21 protein-coding genes and 1 other annotated feature are annotated in these 24,966 nt (G+C 40.0%); of the genes, 16 read left to right on the plus strand and 5 right to left on the minus strand.

Going from position 1 to position 24,966, the window contains the following annotated elements; translation table 11 throughout:
- The first annotated feature begins 42 nt into the window (after positions 1-42).
- From ACNJYY_RS05735 to lysS, 12 genes are all read left to right on the plus strand, one after another.
- Positions 43-1,803 carry a methyl-accepting chemotaxis protein gene (locus tag ACNJYY_RS05735; protein ID WP_416730924.1) on the plus strand — a complete coding sequence of 587 codons (1,761 nt, stop codon included), beginning with the start codon at positions 43-45 and terminating at the stop codon, positions 1,801-1,803.
- 215 nt (positions 1,804-2,018) lie between these two features.
- A complete protein-coding gene (locus ACNJYY_RS05740; RefSeq protein WP_416730925.1) occupies positions 2,019-2,900 on the plus strand; it encodes an SMP-30/gluconolactonase/LRE family protein in 882 nt (293 codons plus the stop codon).
- 93 nt (positions 2,901-2,993) lie between these two features.
- Positions 2,994-3,527: a sigma-70 family RNA polymerase sigma factor gene (locus ACNJYY_RS05745; RefSeq protein WP_416730926.1), complete on the plus strand. Its 534-nt coding sequence runs from the start codon at positions 2,994-2,996 to the stop codon at positions 3,525-3,527.
- Positions 3,528-3,529: 2 nt separating this feature from the next.
- Positions 3,530-3,967 carry a PadR family transcriptional regulator gene (locus ACNJYY_RS05750; RefSeq protein WP_416730927.1) on the plus strand — a complete coding sequence of 146 codons (438 nt, stop codon included), beginning with the start codon at positions 3,530-3,532 and terminating at the stop codon, positions 3,965-3,967.
- Positions 3,940-5,211 carry an FtsW/RodA/SpoVE family cell cycle protein gene (locus tag ACNJYY_RS05755; RefSeq protein ID WP_416730928.1) on the plus strand — a complete coding sequence of 424 codons (1,272 nt, stop codon included), beginning with the start codon at positions 3,940-3,942 and terminating at the stop codon, positions 5,209-5,211. Before ACNJYY_RS05750 ends, ACNJYY_RS05755 begins: the two co-directional genes overlap by 28 nt.
- A 94-nt stretch (positions 5,212-5,305) precedes the next feature.
- Positions 5,306-5,659: a YciI family protein gene (locus ACNJYY_RS05760; RefSeq protein ID WP_416730929.1), complete on the plus strand. Its 354-nt coding sequence runs from the start codon at positions 5,306-5,308 to the stop codon at positions 5,657-5,659.
- A gap of 162 nt (positions 5,660-5,821) precedes the next feature.
- Positions 5,822-6,418, plus strand: coding sequence for a LysE family translocator (locus tag ACNJYY_RS05765; protein WP_416730930.1), 597 nt, complete (start codon positions 5,822-5,824; stop codon positions 6,416-6,418).
- 367 nt (positions 6,419-6,785) lie between these two features.
- A complete protein-coding gene (locus ACNJYY_RS05770; RefSeq protein WP_416730931.1) occupies positions 6,786-9,902 on the plus strand; it encodes a GNAT family N-acetyltransferase in 3,117 nt (1,038 codons plus the stop codon).
- A 13-nt stretch (positions 9,903-9,915) separates the two neighbouring features.
- A complete protein-coding gene (locus tag ACNJYY_RS05775; protein WP_416730932.1) occupies positions 9,916-10,773 on the plus strand; it encodes an amidohydrolase family protein in 858 nt (285 codons plus the stop codon).
- A gap of 97 nt (positions 10,774-10,870) precedes the next feature.
- Positions 10,871-11,434 (plus strand): GNAT family N-acetyltransferase, encoded by a 564-nt coding sequence (locus ACNJYY_RS05780; RefSeq protein ID WP_416730933.1) that lies wholly within the window; start codon positions 10,871-10,873, stop codon positions 11,432-11,434.
- Between the two features lie 201 nt (positions 11,435-11,635).
- Complete coding sequence (locus ACNJYY_RS05785) at positions 11,636-12,229, plus strand: hypothetical protein (RefSeq protein ID WP_416730934.1); 594 nt, start codon at positions 11,636-11,638, stop codon at positions 12,227-12,229.
- Between the two features lie 47 nt (positions 12,230-12,276).
- Positions 12,277-12,550: a binding site (T-box leader), on the plus strand.
- A 68-nt stretch (positions 12,551-12,618) separates the two neighbouring features.
- Positions 12,619-14,187, plus strand: a complete 1,569-nt coding sequence (gene lysS / locus ACNJYY_RS05790) for a lysine--tRNA ligase (RefSeq protein ID WP_416730935.1) — start codon at positions 12,619-12,621, stop codon at positions 14,185-14,187.
- A gap of 167 nt (positions 14,188-14,354) precedes the next feature.
- Here lysS and ACNJYY_RS05795 read toward each other — a convergent pair whose 3' ends face one another.
- The gene (locus tag ACNJYY_RS05795) at positions 14,355-14,834 is read right to left on the minus strand and encodes a DUF1641 domain-containing protein (RefSeq protein ID WP_416730936.1); all 480 of its coding nucleotides are present in this window, start codon (positions 14,832-14,834) and stop codon (positions 14,355-14,357) included.
- A 15-nt stretch (positions 14,835-14,849) separates the two neighbouring features.
- The gene (fdhF, locus tag ACNJYY_RS05800; RefSeq protein ID WP_416730937.1) at positions 14,850-17,786 is read right to left on the minus strand and encodes a formate dehydrogenase subunit alpha; all 2,937 of its coding nucleotides are present in this window, start codon (positions 17,784-17,786) and stop codon (positions 14,850-14,852) included.
- Between the two features lie 384 nt (positions 17,787-18,170).
- On the opposite strand from fdhF, the gene ACNJYY_RS05805 reads away from it, so the two are divergent.
- From ACNJYY_RS05805 to ACNJYY_RS05815, 3 genes are read left to right on the plus strand one after another with little or no spacing between them, the layout of a single operon-like run.
- The gene (locus ACNJYY_RS05805) at positions 18,171-18,515 is read left to right on the plus strand and encodes a DUF2294 domain-containing protein (protein ID WP_416730938.1); all 345 of its coding nucleotides are present in this window, start codon (positions 18,171-18,173) and stop codon (positions 18,513-18,515) included.
- 18 nt (positions 18,516-18,533) lie between these two features.
- The gene (gene fdhD, locus ACNJYY_RS05810; RefSeq protein ID WP_416730939.1) at positions 18,534-19,325 is read left to right on the plus strand and encodes a formate dehydrogenase accessory sulfurtransferase FdhD; all 792 of its coding nucleotides are present in this window, start codon (positions 18,534-18,536) and stop codon (positions 19,323-19,325) included.
- Positions 19,322-19,753 carry an NUDIX hydrolase gene (locus ACNJYY_RS05815; protein WP_416730940.1) on the plus strand — a complete coding sequence of 144 codons (432 nt, stop codon included), beginning with the start codon at positions 19,322-19,324 and terminating at the stop codon, positions 19,751-19,753. Before fdhD ends, ACNJYY_RS05815 begins: the two co-directional genes overlap by 4 nt.
- Positions 19,754-19,844: 91 nt before the next feature.
- Here ACNJYY_RS05815 and ACNJYY_RS05820 read toward each other — a convergent pair whose 3' ends face one another.
- On the minus strand, positions 19,845-21,512 hold the full coding sequence (locus ACNJYY_RS05820) for a serine hydrolase (RefSeq protein WP_416730941.1): 1,668 nt from the start codon (positions 21,510-21,512) through the stop codon (positions 19,845-19,847).
- A 219-nt stretch (positions 21,513-21,731) separates the two neighbouring features.
- On the opposite strand from ACNJYY_RS05820, the gene mraY reads away from it, so the two are divergent.
- Entirely contained in the window at positions 21,732-22,685 is a 954-nt protein-coding gene (gene mraY / locus ACNJYY_RS05825) for a phospho-N-acetylmuramoyl-pentapeptide-transferase (protein ID WP_416730942.1), read from the plus strand.
- Positions 22,686-23,020: 335 nt separating this feature from the next.
- Here the strand turns inward: mraY and ACNJYY_RS05830 are convergent, their stop codons facing one another.
- Together ACNJYY_RS05830 and ACNJYY_RS05835 are read right to left on the minus strand one after the other, a co-directional pair.
- The gene (locus ACNJYY_RS05830; RefSeq protein ID WP_416731811.1) at positions 23,021-24,199 is read right to left on the minus strand and encodes an endonuclease; all 1,179 of its coding nucleotides are present in this window, start codon (positions 24,197-24,199) and stop codon (positions 23,021-23,023) included.
- A 229-nt stretch (positions 24,200-24,428) separates the two neighbouring features.
- A complete protein-coding gene (locus tag ACNJYY_RS05835) occupies positions 24,429-24,959 on the minus strand; it encodes a GNAT family N-acetyltransferase (RefSeq protein WP_416730943.1) in 531 nt (176 codons plus the stop codon).
- Positions 24,960-24,966: the final 7 nt, after the last annotated feature.

Raw genomic sequence — 24,966 nt, forward strand, 5'->3', positions numbered from 1 at the left:
AATTGTAATAATTTCTATACATAGACAAAAGGGGTGGCAAGTTTGAATAAGGTTTTTCAACAAATGCGTTCACAGATTAAGAGTGTAAAGATTTCTGAACAACTGAAACGAATTACATCTCAGAAACTAAAGCTTCATCTACAGACAAAGCTATTATTGGTGATGCTCTCGTTATTTATCTTAACCATTTCAATCGTAGGTCTTTTTAGTTATTACAAGGCATCTGAAACTACGAAGACGATTATTGAAAATCGTTTAGAACGTGAAACAGAAACTACATATGACATTGCAAAAAATCTTAAATTTAGTTTTATAAGAGAAGAAGAAATGTTTAATAAGCGTGTGGCTGAAAGTATCAATTCACAATATGTAGGCCTTCAGCAAGATGATATGAAAGCAACTATTTTCTTATTACAAAATGGTACGATAATTCCATATAAGACGAGCGGTAAAGAGACAGTTGGTTTATCCTCAAGCAGTATGAAGAAAATAAGTGAACTAGAAAATGGTGTTATTCACACGCATATCCAAGATAAGCCGTATACACTAGCTATTAAACAGATTCAAGAGCTGAGTGGCATCTACGTGATAGCTGTTGAAACAGAAAGTTATATGCAACCCGTATATGACCTCCGAAATTTTATAACTGTTGCTGTAATCATTAGTATTCTATTAACTGCATTAGTAATTATCTTCGTTATCAGAAGCATTACTTCACCGTTATCAGCGCTCAGCCAAGTTATGAAACGTGTTCAAAAAGGTGATTTTCAACATAATGTGGATTATCGTTCAAGGCATATTGAGATTCAAAAACTCATTGATAGCTTTAACCAGATGATGATGTTTATTAGAAATATACATGATCAGATTCAACAAATATCTAGGGAACTAACTGTTCAGGGCACTAAACTTGAACATACATACAGTGAGGCCAACCAATATAATGAACAACTTGTGAAAAAGATAGAGAATGTGATGATAGGTGCGAAAGAAACGGCTATAAGTTCAGAGCATAGTGTGCGACTATTCACAGATATGCAGGAAAAAGTGAGTGATTTGAACAAAACGGTGATGACTGTAATGGATGAGTTTTTATCTATGAATCACAATGCCGTTTCAGGTCAAGAAAAAGTGGGGAAGTTAGTTGGTGAGATTCACGATAATCATGGCCGTTTTGTGCAATTAAACAAAATCATTGATGAGATGGGCACATACTCAAGCCACTCCCAAAATGTCATCTTTACAATTAAAGAGATTTCCGAACAAACAAAACTGCTAGCATTAAACGCTCGAATTGAAGCGGCTAGAGCAGGAGATGCAGGAAGAGGTTTTGCCGTAGTTGCTGATGAGGTAGGAAAATTAGCAGACCAATCGAGTAAAGCGGCGGCAGATATTATTGCAACAGTAAATCAAATGAACCAAACTGCTTTACAAGCGATTCGTGAGTCACGCCTTCTTGGGGAAGCGAATCTATCACATGTGCAAAAGGTGAAGGATACCACTGAATTCATTCAATATCTAATGAATTCAGTAGTAGAGAACAATGAAAAAATGGGTGAGATGAGTGTAGCTCTGCAACAGTTAAAAGTGGCATTGCCTGAAATCGAAGCGGCAGCTATTCAATTTTCAAGCATTTCTCAAGAAGCTTTAGCAAGTTCAGAAGAGATGTCTGTAACTTCCACAAAACAGAATGAAAAGATTAAACAGGCTTATCTCGTTGGAGCGACGTTATCGAGCCTGTCGCATCAATTAACTCAAGAAAGTCAGTATAAGCGTGTAAGTGAAGGCAAAGAAACAGCATAAATGAGGAAAGTGACGGGGGATGATGATCTGTCACTTCTTTGATTGTTTTAATGTAGAAAAGTAGACTTGTAAATATAAGGATAACTAATGGTGTTTTTGGAGTTAGTTATTGAAGAAGATGTTATTATACAGTCTTAACTAGATTCTTTAATAAAGTGATATATACTTCGTGATATACTTATTGCAATACAACATAGATCAGGGAGGAATAAATCATGTTTAATAGTGAAGCTGAATTAGTTCTACCTGCAAAAGCATCTTTAGGTGAAGGTCCGTGCTGGGACTCGGGACAAGGAGTCATGTATTGGGTTAGCATTTTAGATAAAAAGGTAAACATCTACGATCCACACTCTCACCAAAATCGAGAGATTCAACTAGATCAGATGGTAGGAACGGTTGTACCGAGGGAGTCAGGTGGTGTAGTCGTAGCTCTTCAGAACGGATTCTTTTTTCTAGATCTTAACACGGAAAAACTTACACCTATTGTCGACCCTGAACAAGAGCTTCCTGAGAATCGTTTTAACGATGGGAAGTGTGACCCGTTCGGAAGGTTTTGGGCAGGAACGATGAGTTTAAGTGAAGAAGCTGAAAAAGGCTCTCTTTATTGTTTAGATCACGATCTTCATGTGGAAAAGAAGCGAGAAAATTTAACGATTTCCAATGGTTTAGCGTGGTCGCCTGATCAATCGTATATGTATCTAATTGATACACCAACGAAAAAAGTAACGAGATTCCAATATGATCTTCAAACGGGACATATCCAAAATGCAACAGAAGTGATTTCCTTTCCAGATGGAGTAGGTGCTCCAGATGGAATGACGATTGACGAAGAGGGCATGCTTTGGATCGCTCATTGGGGCGGTGCGCAAGTCTCCCGGTGGAACCCAGAAACAGGCGAACAGCTATATTCTATTCCCATCCCATCATTAAATGTTACATCATGCACGTTTGGCGGAGAAAATATGGACGAGTTGTATGTAACAACAGCTAGGAAAAATACAAGTGCAGAGAACCTAGAAAGATTTCCAGAAGCGGGCGGGTTGTTTAAAGTAAGACCAGGTGTGAAAGGAATGCCATCATATTCTTTCAAAGGGTAAAAGCAGGACAGCGTTATTAAACGCTGTTTTTTTTGATTAACAAAAACTTGCAATCATCGTTCGTCGTCTAATAATAAGAGAGGGGGGATAGGTATGGAAAACATGTTATTTGAAGTGATCTCAGCTGAAGATAAAGAGCACATATTAAATGAAGCTATGAATGAGCACGGACAAGACTTGCTGCAGCTAGTTTATTCCTATGTGAACCATACAAGTGTTGCTGAAGATTTAACACAAGATATCTTTGTTAAGTGTTATAACGCATTGCATACATATAACGGAAAATCAAAATTTAAAACATGGCTATGGCGAATTGCCATTAACCATTGTAAAGACTTTTTGAAAAGTTGGTACAACAATAGAGTTATCCCCACAGAAGAAGAGCCTTCTTTTCATCGAACTGAGGTGGATGTAGTTGAGCATGAAGTCATTCAAAAAGAAGATGATGAGAACTTAATCCATGCAATTATGCAGTTGGAAATCAAATATAGAGAGGTTATTTATCTTTTTTATTACGAGGAGCTGTCTATTAAAGAGATCGCTTTAGTGACTGAAGTGAGTGACAATACAGTCAAAACAAGAATGCGCCGAGCTAAAGAACTATTGAAAATATGTTTGGAGGGTTAGGGATGGAGAACCGTTTAAAAAACTTAAAGAAAATCATGGACAAAAAAACCTTTTCACAAGTAAGGTTCACCGAAAAGCATCGCGATATCATACAGAATAAATGGAGTAATCAAGAAGATAAGGAACAGATTGTATTAAATATTTTGCAGTTGTTGAACCAAAAAAAGACAGGTTATCAGTTAGCGAACTTACTTATTGCACGCGGGGTAAAACAATTTGATGACAATGAAGGATCTCTCTATGTATTGTTGCACCGTTTAGAGAGTAAAGGAGTCGTTCAATCTGGATGGCTATCGAAAGAGAAAACCAAGTATTATCAGTTAACAAATAAAGGGAAAAGATTATTGAAGCAAGCAGATCATAAGGAAAAACGGTCATCAGTCATTCTGCAGCAGTTGATAGGAGGAGCGGAATGGAAAATCGCAGAAAGTCGTTTCTAAACGAAGTGACGAATCAAATTCGTTCAAAGGAAGCAAAAGAACAAGTTTCTGCTGAGTTGAACTACCATATGAAAGAAGCAAAAATGCGATGGGTAAATAAAGGATATTCTGATGTGGATGCTGAACAAAAAGCGATTGAGCAGATGGGAAGTCCAATCACGCTTGGTATTCAGTTAAACAAGATTCATCGTCCAAGAATTGATTGGGTCTTGGTCGCGTTATTGACTTCTGTACTCTTACTAGGATTTTTACCTATACTCTCTTTGGGGTATGATAGCAATCATTACTTTTTAATGAGAAAGATAATATTGGTTGTCCTTGGCATGATTGTGGCTTTAGGTCTGATGTTTGTTGATTATCGGAAGTTAGTAAGGTGGGGGTGGGTGTTTTATGGGGTAGGTACTGTGCTGCTGCTATCTTTGCTCTTCTTATCTAGTGGTACGATTAATGGGAAGCCATTCTTATTAATCGGAGAGCTAACAATTGAAAGCATTGTTGCACTGCCATTCTTTATGATTGCCTGGGCTTCTTTCTTTAATCGAGATACCTTTAAAGTCTATCAATTTATACTCTTATTCTTGGTTTCGCTATTATTATTCTTCATGATACCAAGTATCGCAACGACTTACTTGTATTTTGCCATGGTACTGTCCATGTTATGGTGGAGCAAATTTTCCAATCGGCAAAAAGGTGTTGTTTCAGGCATTACGGTAGGTTCGTTACTATTAATTGGTATTTTCTCTTGGCAGTATCAACCGTATTTTATAAAAGATAGAATGATAGGTTTTCTGAATCCTGGAAAAGTAGCTGATGGAGCAGGGTATCAGGTGCTTCAAATTCAGAAGTTAATATCTGGTGCAGGATGGTTCGGGGAAAATAAGAGTATTAAACAGTTCATACCTGAAGCACACACTGATTTTGCATTTGTAAGCATCACGTATCACTATGGCTGGATAGCAGCGATATTTCTTATACTCATCTTTTTATTTATACTTGCAAGAGTGGTTATCGCGACACAGCAAGTAAGAGATTACTTTGGAAAACTTCTGATCATTGGCAGCTTATCTTTATTACTTTTTCAAATGGTAAGTAATATCGGAATGGCGTTCGGATTTTTCCCTCTTACTAGCATGTCACTGCCGTTTATTAGTTACGGGTTGGTTCCCATTCTATTAAACGCTATCTTGATTGGAGTAGTGCTAAGTGTTTATCGAAGGAAGGATTTAAGCAGGTCAGCTCTTTAATAAATTTCTTTAGTGGCGTTGTCGATTTTGAGGGTTTCCGTTCGTTGTATACTTAAAAGAAAAAATAGTTTTTGCATACAAGGAGGAAACGGCTATGCTATTCATGCTGATTGTTAAAGCATCAAAAAATTCAGAAGGTGGTAACCGCCCGAATGAAGAGCTTAATGAAGCGATGCGAAAGTACAATGAAGAATTAGTTAAGGCTGGTGTTCGGGTTCTTGCTAAAGGATTACACCCAAGTAGAAATGGGATGAGAATCTCTTTTCTGCATCCAGGAGAAAAACCAGTGGTTACGGACGGGCCATTCACGGAAACAAAGGAATTGATTGCTGGGTTTATTCTGATTGATGTGAGCTCTAGGGAAGAAGCCGTTGAATGGGCGATGAAGATGCCTGATCCACAAGGAAACGGTGAAGGTCAGATCGAATTAAGGCAAGTATTTGAGTGATTATTGTTCCTGCCTTTAATAATTGATAGAGTGAAAAGAACCTCTGTTACAGAAGGGGTTCTTTTTTACACATGGTTATGATTAATGTTATCTCAGGAAATATCAAATGTTTGTTCGGTGTTGTTTCACTTATACGTTTAATGATTGGATAGTGAGTTTGTAATGTTATTACTAAAGAGTATCATTCTAGGTTTTTCTATATCCGCTCCAGTTGGGCCGATCGGTCTTCTTTGTATACAAAGAACACTCTCACAAGGGAAGTCGGCCGGATTTTTAACTGGCTTTGGAGCAGTTACAGCTAACATTGTTTATGCAAGCATTGCAGTACTAGGCTTTTCAGCTGTGTCATCAATATTGATACAATACGAAATGTTACTTAAAATATTCGGTACCATCTTTTTACTCTACCTAGGGGTGAAAACATTCTTAAAGAAAGTACCAAATCAAGCCGCTCAGTTAGCAGGGGAAAGCAAGTTGATGATGTTTTTCTCGACGTTCTTCTTAATGATTACAAACCCTGTTACAATTTTGAATTTTACAGCAATGTTTGCAGGTCTCGGGTTTGGTGAGAGTGAGATGACATTACAAATTGCATTGCTCTTAATAAGTGGTGTGTTTATCGGTGCTACCTGTTGGTGGATGTTCTTAAGCATGGTGGTAAGCCTGTTAACAAAAAGTATTCAGCCGCACTTAGGTACCATCAACAAAGGAGCAGGTTTATTAATCATAGGCTTAGCTTTAGCGAATATTCTAGCGTAACGGTAAAAAAAACAATATTCCGAAAATTATATTTACTTTTATATCCATTTGTTTTACAATACAAGAGGTAAGGAAAAAATTTCAAGATAAGGAGGCGTTGGACATGATTAAATTTTTCGACACTACAAAAACAACATTATATTGTCCAATACACAACCTTCTTAATGAGAACTCAATCTGTTAATGAAACGTGAATCAGAGCCTCAGGATGTGTATACATTCTGGGGCCTTTTTATGTATTTTTGTACGAAAAGTCACCCTTCTATTTCTGGGTGGCTTTTTATTTTGAAGAAGCTATATAGAAGATGATTCAAAAAACTTGGAAACGAAACAACGGTACGATAATTAAAAAGCGGAGGTTAGAAAAATGGAAGTATTGAACACGCAGATCACTGATCAGATCACGATAGTAGAATATGATCCGAGCTATGCAGCAGCAGTCGCTGAAATGTGGAATAAAAGCCAAGATGGCTGGGGTGGCGGAAACTCAATCATGACTGAAGAACAAGTATTAAAGAAAGAATCGAACTCATCAAACCTCCATTTATATCTTGCACTCGATGGAGATAAAGTCGTAGGCTATTGCAGTTTAGGAGAATATCGAGAAGATGAGGGAGCGCTCTACATCCCGTTATTGAATGTAAGAGGCGATTATCATGGTAAGAAGATCGGTAAGAAGCTTGTACTAAAAGCGCTTCAAAAAGCGATTGAAATGAAGTGGCCGCGTTTGGATCTATATACATGGCCAGGGAACACAAAGGCAGTTCCACTGTATAAAAAATGCGGCTTTTTCTGGGAAGATCGGGATGACACTACACATCTTATGAACTTTATGCCTTCTGTGATGCAAACAGAAGCGGTTTTAGATTATTTTACGGATGGTAAATGGTACGAAAACAGTACACGTACGATTGAAACGACACCTGATGGAAACAACGAAAATGAATTTCATTATTATGAGTATTCTTGGAATCATAAGACTCTCGGTAACTTGAAGATGGAATTTGAGCGTTTTGGAAGAGGGCTTCGCTCCATCGAAACAGACGATTATAAAATCTTAGCGGATGTTGAACACTTTAATCTTGTTTTTGGCTCTGAATTCAAGATTCGATACCACATGATTAATAAAACAGGTAAGCCGTTAACCGTAGAGATCCAAGGTGTGGACGATAAGAACATTCAGTTTGCGACTTCAAAAAAAATCACGGTTCAAAAGGAAGAAGAGATTGAGATTCCTTTCGTGGTAAATCCGATTATTGAAGATCAAAGTGTTTGGAGAACGCACCCAGCTGTTACTTCCCAATTATTAATCAATGGGAAAAAGGCGCAATTTAGAGTAGGAATTCGTCCTAAGTATCCCGTTAAATTAAGCTGTAACACACCAGGTAACCTTAGTTTTGTTGGTCGTTCTTCTCATCTTTATTTTAACTTTGAAAATAACTTTGATGAACAAGTCACATTTAGCTTTGAACTTCCATCATCAGAATTGGTTACCATTCAGAATCGAAATGTGAGTGTTGCTTTGGCACCGAAAGGAAAGCAATCGGTAACTGTTCCTTTCGTGATAAAAAAGAATGGATTTTACTCTGCCGAAGTCCAAATCTCCGCAACGAAATCCAATGGAGATATCATTACTTTTACGAAAAAGCTAGGTGTAGCCTTACAGGGAATTGGAGCTAAATTCGCTGGAGAGTGTGACGATTTTTATCACGTATGCAACGGACAATATACAATAAAATTAGATAAGTTCAACAACTGGATCGCACCTGGTAAAGGTGATGTGGATTACAAATTGGCATTCATGGTGCCTCAGCTCGGCAAACCTTTCTCAGAAGAGATAACGCGACTTCGTCCTGAGAAAATTGAACCATTGCAAGAAGATGGTTACGCAGGATTAAGAGCAATTTTTCAATCACAGGCTTTTCCAGAATTGCAGCTTGCAACTGTTGTGAAGTTGTACGGTGAAGGTCTAGTAGAAAGGTACGATGAAGTAACAAATATTAGCGGTGTAGAAACGGCCGCTGAAGTATGGCTGAATACGCCAATTATGTGTCCTATGTTAGATAAAGGTGTATTGCCTTACGAGGGAAAATACGTTGAACTAAATGATTCGATGGGATCTGGCTTATCTTATTGGAATCCTAGTAAACTTACGGAAAACTGGCTTTTTCTTCGTGGAAATGATAACCCTAGAGGTATTTCATGGCCAAGAGAGGGAAAGGTGAATTTCTCCAGTTGGTTCATGTATTTTGAAAATAAGTTAGGCAAATTATCTCCTCAAGAAACAGTTGCTACAGAACCAATCACCATGACAATTGGTGCTTTCCGTGATTGGCAATCATTCAGAGAATTTGCGACGCAAAAGAATGATAAGTCAGCCAGTTTGACCAATCACATGAACGTATCGGTTAACGGGGGAAATCCTTTTGTTGATAATGGTGACTGCAAAGCTGTTGTGAGAGATTATAAGTCTTCTTTTTTTAACGGGTTTATTGAAATGAAGCTAGACGATGAGATTCTTCAGAGTCACCTATTCGCTTCAGATGAAGAGTTAACACAGGCCGAGTTTGATATTGAATTGCCTGACGATAGAGGGATTCATGTATTAACTTCCAAAATGAATTTAGGTGCTGTTCATGTTACACGACAATCAGCCGCTTTTATGAAGAAGGACCAACCCGTTCAGTTGGAAAAGTCGATAAAAGATGGTCTCGAAGTGTACTCCGTAGATAATGGAGAAATGAAGATCTCTGCTTCAGCACAGTTCGCACCATCATTGTTCTCTCTTCAATATAGAGGTCAAGAGTGGATGGATTCACCGTTTCCAAAACCAACACCAAAATCGTGGTGGAACCCTTGGTTCGGGGGTATCGCGGGTCTTCTAGAAGGCACGAGTCTTCATTCCTTACTAAAAGAAGAATGCACTGTTGAATTTGACGAGAAGAAAGATAACAAGGGGAATGAGTGGAAGGGTCTTAAAGTATCTACCCATTATAAAAAACACGATACGTTTACAGGTATTCAAATTCACAAGTACTTCTTGATGCTGCCAGGAGTTCCGGTACTCTGTCATACAACGGAAATTGTCCAGAACATGGAGAGCTATTTGGATGGTCAGAACTTTTACACAGGATGTTTCCTAAATCCAGGAACAGAGCCTGCGAAGAGCTGGGGAAGCTTTCAGTCTGAAAATGGGGAATGGACTATGGTTTCTGGTGCCAAAGGTGAGCAGGAAATGACAGTAGAACGCAGCGTGATTTACGGATCTGATGATCATGAGAACCTGCTTCAAATTGTAGCAGACCAAAACGTCACACATGTTGATTCTTATATCAATTTAGAAGTCATTGAGCTTGGGTACTCAGAAAAGGTGAGCCTTGAGCACGGTGCTAAGCATTTCACGTCACCGGTGTTTTATGTATTTAATGATAGAGTGATTCCAGATACAGCATTAGAAGATCTGAAGAAAATTAAATTCAGCTAGAAAGGGCGAACTCATGAAAATTATCGATGCACACATGCATTTTTCAAACATTGAAAGCTTTAAACATACGGCGATAAACCTTTCTAAACTTGACTATTCGTATGAAGGAATCATCAAAGAGTACCGTGAATCTGGCGTAGTGCTTGGCATCGCGATGGGGTTAACAGAAAAAGAGGTAGAGGGTTTTCCAGACCCTCTAGCTCCAACTCCGATGGGTATCGATCTGGATACAGTCATCCCTGAGAACGTCGTGTATTGTGCTGGCATCAATCCGTATCACTTAGGTGAGAGTGAATTGATACAGCTTGAAGAAACGGTACAGCGGCCTGAAGTTGTTGGTATTAAGATCTACCTCGGTTATTACCCGTACTATGCGTATGATGAGGTGTATCAGCCAGTTTATAAGCTAGCGGCTAAATACAGTTTGCCAGTCGTATTTCACACAGGTGATACCTATTCAGAGCGAGGTTTGTTGAAGTACTCTCATCCCCTTACGCTAGATGAAGTAGCGGTTATGCACCGTGATGTAAACTTCATGATGGCGCATTTCGGTGATCCATGGACGTTAGACGGAGCAGAAGTTGTTTACAAGAATCGTAATATGTATGCCGATCTGTCAGGACTAGTTGTTGGTACAAGGGAAGATATTACGAGATACAAAGATTCACCGCGTTTCTTCAATCACTTGCGCCATGCGTTAACGTTCACGGATAACTATGAAAAGTTTTTGTTTGGAACAGACTGGCCCCTTGTGCCAGTAGAGCCGTATATGGACTTTATAAAAGAGATCATTCCTGAAGAATATCATGAAGATGTTTTTTACAACACAGCGGTAAAGATTTTCCCTAAGATTAAGGCGTTTTTAAAATAATATACAGTTGTGAGAGGGGTGATGCCAATGGTACGTGTCTGCGGTTTTTATAAGGCGTATTTTAATAGATTACGAACTGAAAGAAGGGATCACCACTATGATATCCGGAAAAAAAGTAGAATTACGACCCGTTTCACTTGAAGACCATAAGCGAACCTACCACTGGCGAAATGATGAAGAAACCGCACGTTTTGATTCAGGTTCTGGTTATTATCGATATAGTCATATGCCGCTTGAACAGATCGAAGCAAGCTATGAAAAAGATATTCGTACCATTGATAAACGTGAAGTAGGAGAGTTCTCGATCTACACAAGAGGGGAAGACGCCCGTCATATTGGTTCGATCGGCTACCGCAATCTAGACATTATTGCACGACGATGTGTGGTAGGCATAGGAATCGGTGAAAAAGAGCTTTGGGGGAGAGGATATGGAACGGATGCGTTACGAACTTTGGTTCAATTTTTATTCCATACAATGAACTTGAAAAGGGTACAACTCGATACATGGAGTGGAAATGTACGTGCAATCCGCTCCTATGAGAAGTGCGGTTTTGTTGTTGAAGGACGACTTAGAAATGACTCTTATATTGATGGTAAATACTATGACACTATTGTTATGGGGTTGTTAAGAGACGAGTTTCAATACAATATCCCAGAGTAGTAACTACATCGCTAGGTGTAATTGCATCACTTAAACCAATCGCATATTGTTTTTATTTTTAACACAAGGTGAGCTAAAAGGACTCACCTTTTACTTTGTAAATGTGTCGACAGCCTAAGGCGTAGACTTGTGAACATTGCATCAGTCATGAAACTTAACAATGTTGCTAAACGACTAGTTCTTAAAGGGGGATTGGTTGAGATGAAGAAACTCCTAATAGTTACTTTCTTGGGGATATTTTTATCTGTTCTGGTAATAAAGAATGGGGCCCATGCTACAAGTTGGGCGGAATTGGAACCAAAGGAAGTTCATAAAAGAGCTGAAGTGATTGTGGTGGGCAAGTATGATTTCACGAGTAAACCAAAAGGAAGATATATGGTATTTACTAGTTATGAGTTTAACATTCAGAAAGTGTATAAAGGGGATGTAACACATAACATAAGGGCAGGCATTGATGGGTACGACGTTGGTTGGGCGGACGAGTTTCAAAAAGACGGTGGAGAGTTTTTGCTTTTTCTTGATAAAAATAAGGAATTTAGCTTTTTAACACCAGTTGGAGGACCTAATGGAATGATTCAAATTTCAGATGGTAAAGTACAACATGATAATATTACAAGCAGAGCATATTATGAGGAATTTCTTAAAGAACAAAGAGAAAAACTTATCGTGAAAACAAGTAATGAATCAGTTCAGAACAGTAATAATAAGTATTTGTATATCAGCTCAATCGTCTTCTTTATAGGTATAGTACTTTTCATTCTTTCTAAGAGGCTTACAAAAATCAATAAAAAATAGTTTTGACAACTTTCACAAAACTGCTTATACTAATAAAAATTTAACAATTTATGGCTATGAAGAGAAAAGTAGTTAAGTCACATTATTTCCAGAGAGCTCTTGGTTGGTGAGAAGGAGCAATAATCAATTTAACGAAAAAAGACTCTGAGCTTTGTACGGATGCAGAGATATCTTTGCTGATACTACAACGGGATCTCCCGTTACCGAGATAGGGTATACGCAAGTGATTGTTTTTCATTGCCGTACCTGAAGAGGTTGATATGGTGACATATGAACAAACTGAGGTGGTACCGCGAATGCTAATAAGCTCTCGTCCTCAAGATGAATAATCTTGGGGGTGAGGGCTTTTTTTGTTTTTTTTTTTTTTTAAATGGAGGAGTGATCCAATTATGCATTGGGCATATCGAATAGCAGAAGAATTAATTAGAAAAAATCCAGAGCGTGAGACTTTTGTTTGTGCGTCTGGCATCAGCCCATCCGGTTCGGTTCATATTGGTAATTTTCGTGAGGTGGTTACCACTTATTTTGTGGTGGGAGCATTACAAAAGCTAGGAAAGAAAACACGTTTCATCTTTTCATGGGATGATTTTGATCGATTTCGTAAAGTCCCGAAAAATGTTGATCCTACTTTTGAACAATATATTGGAATGCCATACTCAGATATTCCATGTCCGTTTGGGTGTCACAGTTCTTACGCAGAGCACTTTGAAAAAGAGTTTGAACAGTCATTGAGAGAGTTCGGGATCGTTCCTGAGTTTATTTATCAAAATAAGGAATACCGATCAAGAAGATACAATGCACAAATTCTTCATGCTCTTTACCAGCGAAAGCAAATTTATGATATCTTAATGGCGTTTAAGACAGGGGAACCGAGTGAAACAGAACGAGAAAACTTTTATCCGGTTAATGTGTATTGTGAAGCTTGCCAGAAAGATACGGTAAACGTTACTGCATTTCATAATGATGTGTTGAGTTATGCATGTATGTGCGGTGAATTAAATTCAATAGATGTTATGAAAGCAACAAACATCAAGCTGAATTGGAAAGTGGATTGGCCGATGAGATGGATGACGGAGAAGGTGGTGTTTGAACCAGGTGGGAGGGACCATTCCTCCGCTACTGGAAGTTACAGAGTTTCAAAGGAAATTGTCTCTGAGATCTTTAATCACCAAGCGCCCCAGTATGAACCGTATGATTTTATCAGCATAAAAGGTACGGGTGCCAAAATGTCGAGTTCATCCGGCAACAACATAACACCTGGAGAACTGCTGAGGATCTATACACCTGAAGTAATCCTTTTCATGTTCGCAAAATATCAGCCGAATGCACCTTTTCATATCGGGTTAGATGAAGATGTTATTCGAAACTATACAGAATATGAGAGGTTTAGTCATTCTGAACGAGGGGTGCTGAAAGAAGAGATAAGAGATGCTCTGGGGTTGTCAGTGGTAAGGGGAGAACCGAGACGTACACCAAAGTTCAATCATGTGGCGAACATATTGCCCCTTGTGAATTTTGAAGCTTCATTAGTTCGTGAGGTATTAGGTAGAACAGGTGAGGAGTATACGTTGGAAGAGGTAGGGGAAGTTTGTGCGAGGGCAGAATATTGGCTGCGAAACTGGTGTCCTGAGAAAGTGCTTCGCGTTAATGAAAAGAAGAATCAAGATTATTATGGGTTACTGACTGATACGGAGAAGGAGTGGGTAAGAGGTTTTGTAGATGTGTTGCAAGATGAAACGAACCCACAAGATGATGAGCTGATGAGAAGAGTTTACGATATTTGTCATGTGGAGGATCCAAAAATGAAGAAAAACAACCAAAAAAGGTTGTTTAGTATTCTATATCAGCTTGTATTGAACAGCAGCAGTGGTCCACGTATACCTTTACTTCTTCATTCTGTAGGGAAAGAGCGGTTGATAGCTTTATTAGGGCAAGGAAGTAAGGGTTCGAAATCATAATCTGTCCAATTCAAGCAATAATCTGTCCAATCTCATCCGTAATCTGTCCAATCTTAAGTATAATCTGTCCAATCTCGAGGATAATTTGTCCGATTCAAGCAATAATCTGTCCAAACTCAATATGCATTAAGGTGACGCCCCACCCGGAGCGTCACCTTTCCTCAGAATTACTTCTTCAATTCCTGACCCATACCCTTCAAAAAATGAAGCCCAAAGCCGATTGCTCGATTAATATCAGGATCTTTTAGCGACTTCACAAGTTCAAACGCCCCAATCTTCTTATCGCTCTCCACAAAATCTTCCCCCGATTTAACCCCGGCAACGACACTATCAAGCAATTTTGCTGTTACTTCAGGATCCATCTTCGTCAGAACGCCAGCAGCACCCATCAAGTTGTTGATCATGTTCGTCACAGGCTCGCGGGTTGCTTGTCCAAGCGCGATACTTGCAATCTTGTCCTTTGCAACAAGCATGGAGTTCGCTGCTTCCAATGCCCCAATCTTGTCTAATTCTCCAATAAAATCGAGCGCCTTTGTGAGCGCTGCATCTTTTTCAGCTAATGCTCTTTGCAGTTCAGCGAGCTTCTCTTGCTGAATCTGCTCCTCGGTTTTTACGTTCTTTTTTACAACGGTCGTTGGTTGTGCCATATAATATCCGCCCCCTTACACTTCATCCGTCAGGTGAACATAGCCCGGACGGTTCCATTTTCGCTGAACTTCAACACCGTTCTGCGGATAGCGTTTTTTATTTCTCGGATTGTTGCCAGGAAGCTTCACTTCACCTTCACGGCTGATGATCTCCATCCGTACTTTCGTCTGCTTGTATGCTGGTGTATGTGTTCGGTGATCAACCGCTGGACCAGTTAAAAAGTTAATTGCCGTCTCGTTGTTTACCGAGTTCATCGGTAGATACAGCTCGTTGTTTTTAACTCGATCGGTAACGAGTGCGTTCAACTTCACGGCTCCAAACGGCGAGATCAACCGTACAACAGATCCATCGATAACACCGCGTTCTTCTGCAAGACTAGGTGATACTTCAACGAAAACATCTGGAACTTTATGTTGGATACCTTTTGATTTATTCGTCAGATTGCCTTCATGAAAATGTTCGAGCATGCGTCCGTTGTTGATATGAAGATCGAACTCTTCTGGAAACTCAGCTGGATGCATCCAGTCAGAAAGTGCAAAACGCGCCTTTTTATCAGGAAAGTTAAAGCCTTCTGTGTAAAGAAGCGGTGTGCTCTTTCCGCTAAAGTCACCCCAAAGGAAACTGCCCCATCCTTCTAGCACATCATAGTTTGCTTCTCCAAACAGGGGAGCAAGTCCCGCCATCTCTTCAAAAATTTCACTCGGATGACTGTAATTCCAATCAGCACCCATTCGAATAGCGATCGCTTGGATGATTTCCCAATCGGGACGTGATCCTCCTGTTGTAGGAAGAGCTTGATACAAACGCTGCACACGCCGTTCGGTATTCGTAAACGTGCCTTCTTTTTCTAGAGAAGGAGCTGCAGGCAGAACGACATCTGCGTATTGTGCGGTTTTCGTTAAGAAAATATCTTGGACAACAAAGAATTCAAGCTGACTGAGCATCTCATGAACGTGGTTTGAGTTTGAATCGACGAGCGCCATGTCTTCACCGACTAAATACATAGATTTGATCTCACCCGTTCCGATTCCTTCAACCATCTGGATATTGTCTTTACCAGGTTTATTATCTATCGTTACGCCGTATGCTTTTTCAAACTTCGCTCGGGCGAGGTCATCTGTAATATGCTGATACCCTGGCAGCCAAGCTGGAAGAGACCCCATATCGCAAGCACCTTGAACGTTGTTGTGGCCACGAAGCGGGTAAGCGCCAGCACCTGGACGACGATAGTTGCCGGTTGCTAACAGCAAGTTTGAGATCGCAGCAGAAGTATCACTTCCACCCGTGTTTTGCGTTACACCCATTCCCCAAAGAACGCATGTGCCGTCAGCGTCACGAATCATTTTCGCCACATCAATGATTGTTTCTTGTGAAAGACCCGTAATTTCTTCTGCATATTCAAGCGTGTATTTTTCAAGTACATCTTTAAAGTCTTCAAAATAATGCACGTTTTCATCAATAAATGTCTGATCGTGCCAGCCTTGATCGATCATGTACTTCGTAACGGCCATGAGCCAAACTTGGTCTGTGCCTTGCTTCGGACTCATGAAAATATCTGAGCGTTCAGCGAGTTCATGTTTACGAAGATCCGCTACGATTAATTTTTGTCCGTGCAATTTATGCGCACGCTTCACGCGAGTGGCAAGAACGGGATGTCCTTCTGTCGGATTCGCACCTACAACGATTACAAGGCCAGCTTGCGCGATATCTTGAATCGTACCTGCGTCACCACCCATACCGACCGTACGGAACAATCCGTCGGTTGCAGGAGACTGACAATAACGAGAGCAGTTGTCAACGTTGTTCGTGCCGATAATCTGACGTGCGAACTTTTGCATCAAGTAATTCTCTTCATTCGTGATTTTAGAGGAAGACACAAAACCAAGTGCGTTGCTGCCGTGTTTTTCTTTTATCGCGCTCATCTTATCAGCAATCAGTGTAAGTGCTTCGTCCCAAGTGGATTCTACAAAAACGCCTTCTTTACGAATGAGTGGTGTAGTGAGGCGTTCTTCGCTATTTACGAAATCCCAGCCGAACTTTCCTTTAACACACGTGGAGATCGCGTTTACAGGACCTTCACTCGGTTCTACTTTTAAAATCTTTCTGCCTTTCGTCCAAACTTCGAACGAACAGCCAACACCACAGAACGTGCAAACCGTTTTTGTCTTTTTCGTACGTGTTTCACGCATAGCGGCTTCCACTTCAGAAATGGCAAAAATACCACTATAGCCAGGCTCAACTTCTTTTACAAGTTCGACCATCGGCTCAAGTAGATCTTCTTTCAATCCTGTCATGAAGCCCGCTTCACCAAGCATTGATTTTTCCATGAGAGCGTTACACGGACAGACGGTCACACATTGTCCGCAGCTGACACATGAGGAATCATCGATACTTGATCCAGCATCCCAAATCACGCGTGGGCGTTCGCGTTCCCAGTCGATCGAAAGCGTCTCGTTCACCTGCAGGTTTTGACACACCTCTACACACTGACCACACGTGATACATTGATTGGCATCATAACGGTAAAACGGGTGAGACATATCGAGATCGACCATTTCTTCTTTTGGTGAGTAAGGAACCGCTTGATGTTCGATCTCCATCAGTTCAGCGGTATTATGCAGCTTACAGTTGCCGTTATTGTTATCACACACCGTGCAATAGAGAAGGTGGTTCTCTAGTAAACGATCCATCGCCTCGTTCTGTGCATCCTTTGCTCTCGTAGAAGAACGCTCGATCGCCATACCGTCCAGTGCCATCGTTGAGCACGAACGCATCAGCTTGCCATCTACCTCCACGATACATGTATCACACGTTTCGATCGGATCAACTTGTGGGGTGTAACAAATTTGAGGGTGAGTTAGTTCGTTTTTATTTATTATATCGAGAATGGATGTGCCGGAAGGAGCTTCATATTTTTTGCCGTCAATTGAGATTTGAATCATCTTATCCATTAAGAATCTTCCTTTCGTTTAATACTTCTAGTCATCGTGAACGCATGATGGTACAAAAAAATCCACCACGAAAGCACAGATTCTATAGACGTACAGAAAATGTGAATTCATGGTGGAATAGTGTAATAGCAGGTCATACCATTAGGCCAATCCAGCATTAGATCTCTTTTATTTGGAATAAAAGATAGATCATTATGTAATTTACAAGATGGAAGAAAAAACAGTGTGAACGATTTTCTCTACCAACTTTTCTCCTTTATTATAGCGTTTACACCATCAATAAACAACAAGACTTGTATTCTAGCTTTTCATTTTTATCACGTGCGAAAAGTAAGTACATCATGTATGATTAGTAAAAAATGGAGAAATAGTGGTGATGTCCGAATGACGAAGAAAGTGCATGACTTTAATGATATTATTCGTAAACTCCGTAAGAACTTATTAGGAAAAGGACCTGAGAAAATTCATACGGTCTTTGTGGAAAACATGGCGATTTCAACTATGTACGGAAATTTAACACCAACTGAAAAATTCATTGCCCGAACGGCTGAAGGAAAAGAGATGGTGCATGCTGCAAGGACTCGTCTGATTCAGGACGTTTACGCAACAGCCCCACCAGATGGGTTAGAAGATGTGACCGGTGCAAAATTCGTTCATCTGTTCTCAGATTTCAAAGTGGATGAAGATATGGCGGTATCTGTTTTTGTTTTTGATAAACCGATAGGATAGCGAAGGGGTGATTTTCTTATGAAACTTATAGTTACCAAGCGTAGTATCCTTCAGATTAAGAACGGACATGCAGTGAATATTGAAGACACTATCGTAACCGAGCTTCCTGTAACAATTAAAATCAATGGGGAAGAATTTGTAACGATGGTATGCAGCCCAGAGTACATTGAGGATATGGTTGTCGGCTATCTCGCCTCTGAAGGAATTATCCGAAACTATAAAGATATTAAAGACCTATGGATGCAAGAAGACGGTGGCTTTGTGCATGTGACAACTGATCGTTTGAACCCGGTCTATCAAAATTTGCAGAATAAAAGATACATAACTTCATGCTGCGGCATGAGCAGGCAAGGCTTTGTTTTTGCCAATGATGCACGAACAGCAAAATCAATGAATGAAGTCAGGGTGAAAGTTACGCCGGAAGACTGCTTTCGATTGATGCGAGAGATGCAGAAGGGAGCAGGCGTTTTTCAAGAAACAGGAGGTGTGCATAACGCCGCACTTTGTGATGTGAACGGAATCGTGCTGAGCCGAATGGACATTGGACGTCACAATGCCCTTGATAAAATCTATGGATATTGCTTGAAGAATGATATTTTCATAGGAAATAAGATTCTCGTGTTTAGTGGTCGGATTTCTTCTGAGATACTGTTAAAAGTAGCAAAGATCGGCTGTGAGATCGTCCTCTCAAAATCAGCACCAACAGAATTTGCTCTGCAATCAGCCGAAGAACTCGGAATCACGACGGTTGGTTTTGTAAGAGGAGATTCTATGAATGTGTATACACGTCCTGAGCGAATTGTTGTATGAGTCTAAGAGTTAACACACTTGGTATTCTTTTAAACAATTGCCGCATTTTGTTAGAAGAACGGGAAGGGAACCATTCGGAAGGAACGGGGACGTATTATCGACCTATTGGTGGAACGATAGAATTTGGAGAAAAATCAGAGCAAGCGATTGTTCGCGAATTTTACGAAGAGATAGGCGCACCCATAAAGGTGAAGCGTTACCTGGGATGTGTAGAAAATATTTTTGTTGTCGATAAAAAGATAGGACATGAAATCTCACAGATTTATTTAGTGGAATTCGTAGATTTAGGTTTATATTCAGCTGAATCATTCGTTGTAACAGAAAAGCAGAAAAAAACGATTGCGAAATGGATAGAATTAAATGATATCTTAGATAACCGTAAGCTTCTTTTTCCAAAGAAATTAAGAGATTTACTTAAGGATTACTAGTGAGCTTCTTTACGATATCGGTCACAAGAGCAAAGACAGTACTAATACAGCGTAAAGCAGTTCCGCTGTATAGCGAAACTGCTTTCTTTTTTTACCAACCACGTTCTACCCAATCGTATTGAACAACAGCTAATCGTTTCTTGTTTCCTCGCTGATCACTTCCGTATACATCATCTACATACCATCCTCTACCGTTTACAGATGCATCGGTTTCATAGAGGAAGCGAACAAACGTTGTTCCTTCAGGAAGCTTTACCTTTTCGCGGTCCCATGTTTCTTCTTTTCCGGTATAGGTGTTTGGTAGCGTGGTCCACGTTTTATTATCACTTGAAACTTGAACCGAGCCTTTATCGCTTCCATCTTCAATACTGAACCAATGGTTAAAATGAAGAGTATCCTGATTTTTACCGACTTCAAATGTTAATCCTTTTTTCAGGTTATCGCCATATCCTGAAAACCAAGCTTTATCTCTATGATGAATAGGAACTGAGATTGCATCCGCTGTAAGCTGTGCGACCTTGCGTCGAATCGGATTCATCGAGACTGTCGCACGAGATGGATGAACCCGATTTGTTAAGGTTAGTACAATCGTTTTATTCTTTGGTGAAACAACCATAGATGTACCGGTATATCCGGTGTGTCCTAGTGTTTCTTCATTGCTGAGAGCATCCATGTACCAACCTTGATTTAATTCCCAGCCTAGTCCGTGAGAGTTGGTTGGAAACTGTGGGAGCTGATTTTCTGTTAATAAGCTAACCGTTTCTGGCTTTAGAATCTGTGTTTTACCATACTTTCCGTCCTGTAAAATCATGTGTCCAAAGATGGCGAGGTCTTTAGCGGTTGAAAAGACACCGGCATGTCCTGCAACGCCATCTAAACTCCACGCGTTCTCATCATGCACACTGCCCCAAACCATGCCGCGTCCGATTGCTGGCTGATATTCTGTTGCTGCGATTCGGTTACGAAGATCTGGAGAAGGGTTGTACATCGTATCTTTCATTCCTAGAGGTTCAGTGATGTTCTTTTTTACATAGTCATCGAGACGTTGACCTGACAATCTTTCGACTAAAACACCTAGTGTAATCAGATTTAAATCACTGTATGTATACGTTGTACCAGGATTATTCTTTAACCCGTACTTTAAAGCAATCTGCAACCGTTCCTCGCGATTTGCTCCCATGCTGTATAGAGGAATCCATGCTGTAAAACCGGAAGTATGGGTCATAATCTGCCGAATGGTTACAGTCTCTTTTCCGTTTTCATTGAACTCCGGTATATATTTTCCAACAGGATCATCTAGATTGAATTTTCCTTGTTCATAAAGCTTCATTGCAGCTGTTGTGGTGAAGAGTTTGGAGATTGAGGCAATATCAAAAATCGTGTCTTTTCTCATCTCAACAGGGTGATCCATTTCTGTGAACTGATCGTCTATGTAGCGCGCGGAATAGCCGTAAGCATCATGCTTCGCGATGCTTCCACTTCTAGCGATGAGAACGACAGCACCTGGCATAGTGCGTTTTTCAATCTCACTTTCAATAAACGAACCAATTTGTTCGAGCGGTTCTACTTTTAGTGAGGCACTTTCAGGTGTTCCCGGATGTAGAACAGGTGATGATTTAGAGGGGTGGTTCCAGTCACCGTGATGTGTTCGATTATTTTGTTGGGAGGAGGAGCCCTCTGCAAAAATGGAAGGAGTAAAACTGGATAATAACATGGCTGTACTTAGCATGGTACAAACTAAAACACGTTTTCCTCTCATATGTCATTCTCCTTATTCTGAATATTCTTACACTTACTTACAGTAGCAATCTGGAGAAAGGGTGTCTATCACTCAGAAGTCCCACAGCAATTTGTACTAGTTAAATTGTTTGGAAATTGTAGGGGGTCTGACCCCGGGTCAGACCCCCTACAATTTAAAGGAACTTTTCATCTTTTCTCGAATAGTAACAGTGGACAAATAAGAGAGGAGACTACAGTCGTGTTTTTACAGCTAGCACCTGCTTTTATCACATTTTTGTTAACCGTAATATTTGCCCCTCTGTTGATCATGACATTAAAAAGACTAAAGCTCACACAGCCCATTCGAGTAGAACTTCCACCAGATCATCAGGAAAAGAAGGGGACACCTTTAATGTTAGGAAGTGTGTTTTTTGTAGGGATTTTTGTTGCGCTTTATTATTACACGACAAGTCCCATCATGCTCTTTCTAATAGCAACGTTTATATTATTTAGTTTTATTGGTTTTTTAGATGATTTTTGGAAAGCTTCAAAACAAGATCCTGGCGGGGTATCAGGAAAAACAAAACTAAAATTTCAGTTCGCGTTCACTATTCTTCTCTTATATGTTGGCATTGATCTTTTTGACATTGATACAAGCATTCGGGTGACGGAATCATTTAACATTGTTCTTCCTTACATCATCTACCTCATCCTGATCACACTGTTTATTGTCGGGACGGCAAATGCGATCAATTTTACGGATGGTATGGATGGACTTCTAGGCATGGTTGCGATTCCTACTTACTTCTTTTTCTTTGTGATCACTGAGTATATGGAAGTAAAGGTCTTTTGCTTAGTCATGATCGCTACGATTCTAGGATTCTTAATCTATAATCTGTATCCGGCAAAAGCGTTCATGGGTGATACAGGATCACTCGCTATCGGAGGGACCTTATCGTTTCTTGCCATCATTGAGAACGTAGAGATCTTAATCCCCATTCTGTTTATTATCTATCTTGCAGAACAGCTTTCAGTCATCATTCAAGTCGCATATTTTAAACGAACAAAAAAGAAGCTGTTCCGGTTCACACCCATTCATTATCACTACGGAATAAAATATGGATGGTCAGAAAATATAATCGTAACCGTGTTTGCGATGGTTTCGTGGGCTGCGTGTGGCATTTGTCTTATCTATTATGAGTTTTTACTGTAAAACTAGTTAATAGGGGTTATACTCTGCCCTTTTAAGCTAGTTTTACTTTGTTTTTTAAAAAGATTTTGCTGTAGAACACGGCCTATGAGGTGAAAAAGAAGCATTTACAAGTGGAACGAGGTTCCTTACAGGTGAAAGTAGAGACATTAGCGGTTAATCCATGTGAATCTCAGGTGAAAACACATCATTTACCGGTGAACGTGTAACAAAAATAAAAACACGTACCGTAAAGCGACGTTAACCATGCATCTTCATCCACCACATAACTAAACAAAGAGCAGACTCTAAAAATAGAGTCTGCCCTTCGATATAGGGTTGGTGTTACAGCAAATATTCTACCAAATCTCCTCAGCCCATTCTGGGTGGTCGATGAATGGATTGCGGTTATGCTGGAATTGGTCATATATGATGTTGTTTCGGTTGCGTTCCCAGTTATCGACCGGATCCTCTAAGTGCCACTGAAGCAACACAGACATTTTACCGTGATATGGAGCCGTTCCGTTATTGACGTTGTTGTTGAGTTCAAGTTGTGGCTCACCGCTGTCACCTTCATAACGAACTGCCATGTAAAACAGCATGCGGGCAACATCGCCTTTTACGGCATCGCGCGGTTCCCATGAGTCGCTGTCATAATAGTTTCCAAGTGCTTCAGAATGCTGTGTGCCTCCGTTATCAAAATCAAGGTTTCCACGAGAGCTGTTAACGCTAACATCTGTTGGGCGCAAGTGGTGGATATCCGTACCTGGACCCATCGCTGTACCGAAATCACCGTGTGATTTTGCCCAAACGTGCTCACGGTTCCAATCGTTTACATTACCACCGTTCGTTGACTTACTCTGTGAACGGCCCGTGTATAAAAGGATGACATTGTTGCTGTTGTTTGGATCTTGATCGGTTACTTTAAGTGCGTTCCATACGGCATCATAAGAGAGTTCAGTATGATCATCAATAATATTGTGAAGAGCTGTTTTTAATGCTGCTCCCGTTTTTCCTTGTGCAGGATCATAATACGATTCATCAAATATTGGTGGGTCAGTAGGATCTGTCGGCGGATCTGTTGGTGTTGTACCAGATGCTTTTTCCATAGCAGTTGGATCTTTTAAGCCAGCATGTGAGAAGTAAGCTGCCAGACTTCCTGTAACTTTAATGGATTGCCCTTTTAAAGTAGGGTTTGTTTTTAGGCCAAACTGTGATCGGTAAGAAGTTGGAATCTGAACATACACCATGTTAGATGTGTTTGTTTCAGTAGGACTGTCTGCTAAAGCAAGTGCATAGTCGTTTGGATAATTGCTTGTTACCACGGTAGTTGTTGCGGTAGGTTGTCCTACTACATAACCTTGAACAGTCTTTGCAGAATTGTTCTGATTCGAGATACTTTGAGAAACTGAATAAGGACTAGTCCACGATCCGTCGCCTGCAGCTTGAAGAGCAGGAATAAATGCTAACGTGCTTACCACTAAAGCAATTACAACTGAGAAAAGCGAAAGAAATTTTTTGTTTTCATGCCTTTTCATCATCAACGCCTCCATCCATTTAGTTTTTACCCCTTGCAGCTTCATTTCTAGTTGTTTCACATATTTCAAAATGTTGGTGAAACAGGTTTTATTCTACAATACTTTTATTAACTTCATTTTACAGATTTGTAAAACGAGAAAACTAGCTACAAAGGGAGGAACTAAATAGACGAAGAAAACAGTTAAATGGACCTAAAAATGATTACGTTACCCATTTTCACTTACTTTCTTACTGCTTACTGCGTAATACCGTAATGAAACCATCTAATATCTCATGACTGATTGTAAATCCTTTACGCTGATAAAAGGATAGGGCGTCATCATTTCCATTTGATACATAAATAAAATAGTCATCCACTTCATCAAAAGAAGAGAGCCAGTTCATAGACATATTAAATAGTTTAGAACCAATTCCATATTGTCTGTACTCATCCTTAATATAAAACTGAGAAAGGCAACCGACTGCTTCTCTCTTAACGGATTTCATGTCAAAAAAGGTAGCAAAATCATTGCGATACACTTCTTTAGGAGAAATGTTTGCATACACGTATCCCACGAGTTTATTTCTATCTTTAACTACAACGATATAGTTATGCATGGCTTTATGTACAGATGGAACCAAGCGTGTGTCAAAGTTCATAGTGTCAAATAATTCAGGGCTTATGGTGGCTTTTGCTTTTTGATACGTCATAAGTTCATTGCAGAGATCTCGGCAAACATCAATCTTTTGATCAGGAACAATCTCATAGTGTAACTCCATATTAATC

Origin of the sequence: Fictibacillus tiangongensis, assembly GCF_048083785.1 — a bacterium.
Taxonomy (GTDB): Bacteria; Bacillota; Bacilli; order Bacillales; family Fictibacillaceae; genus Fictibacillus.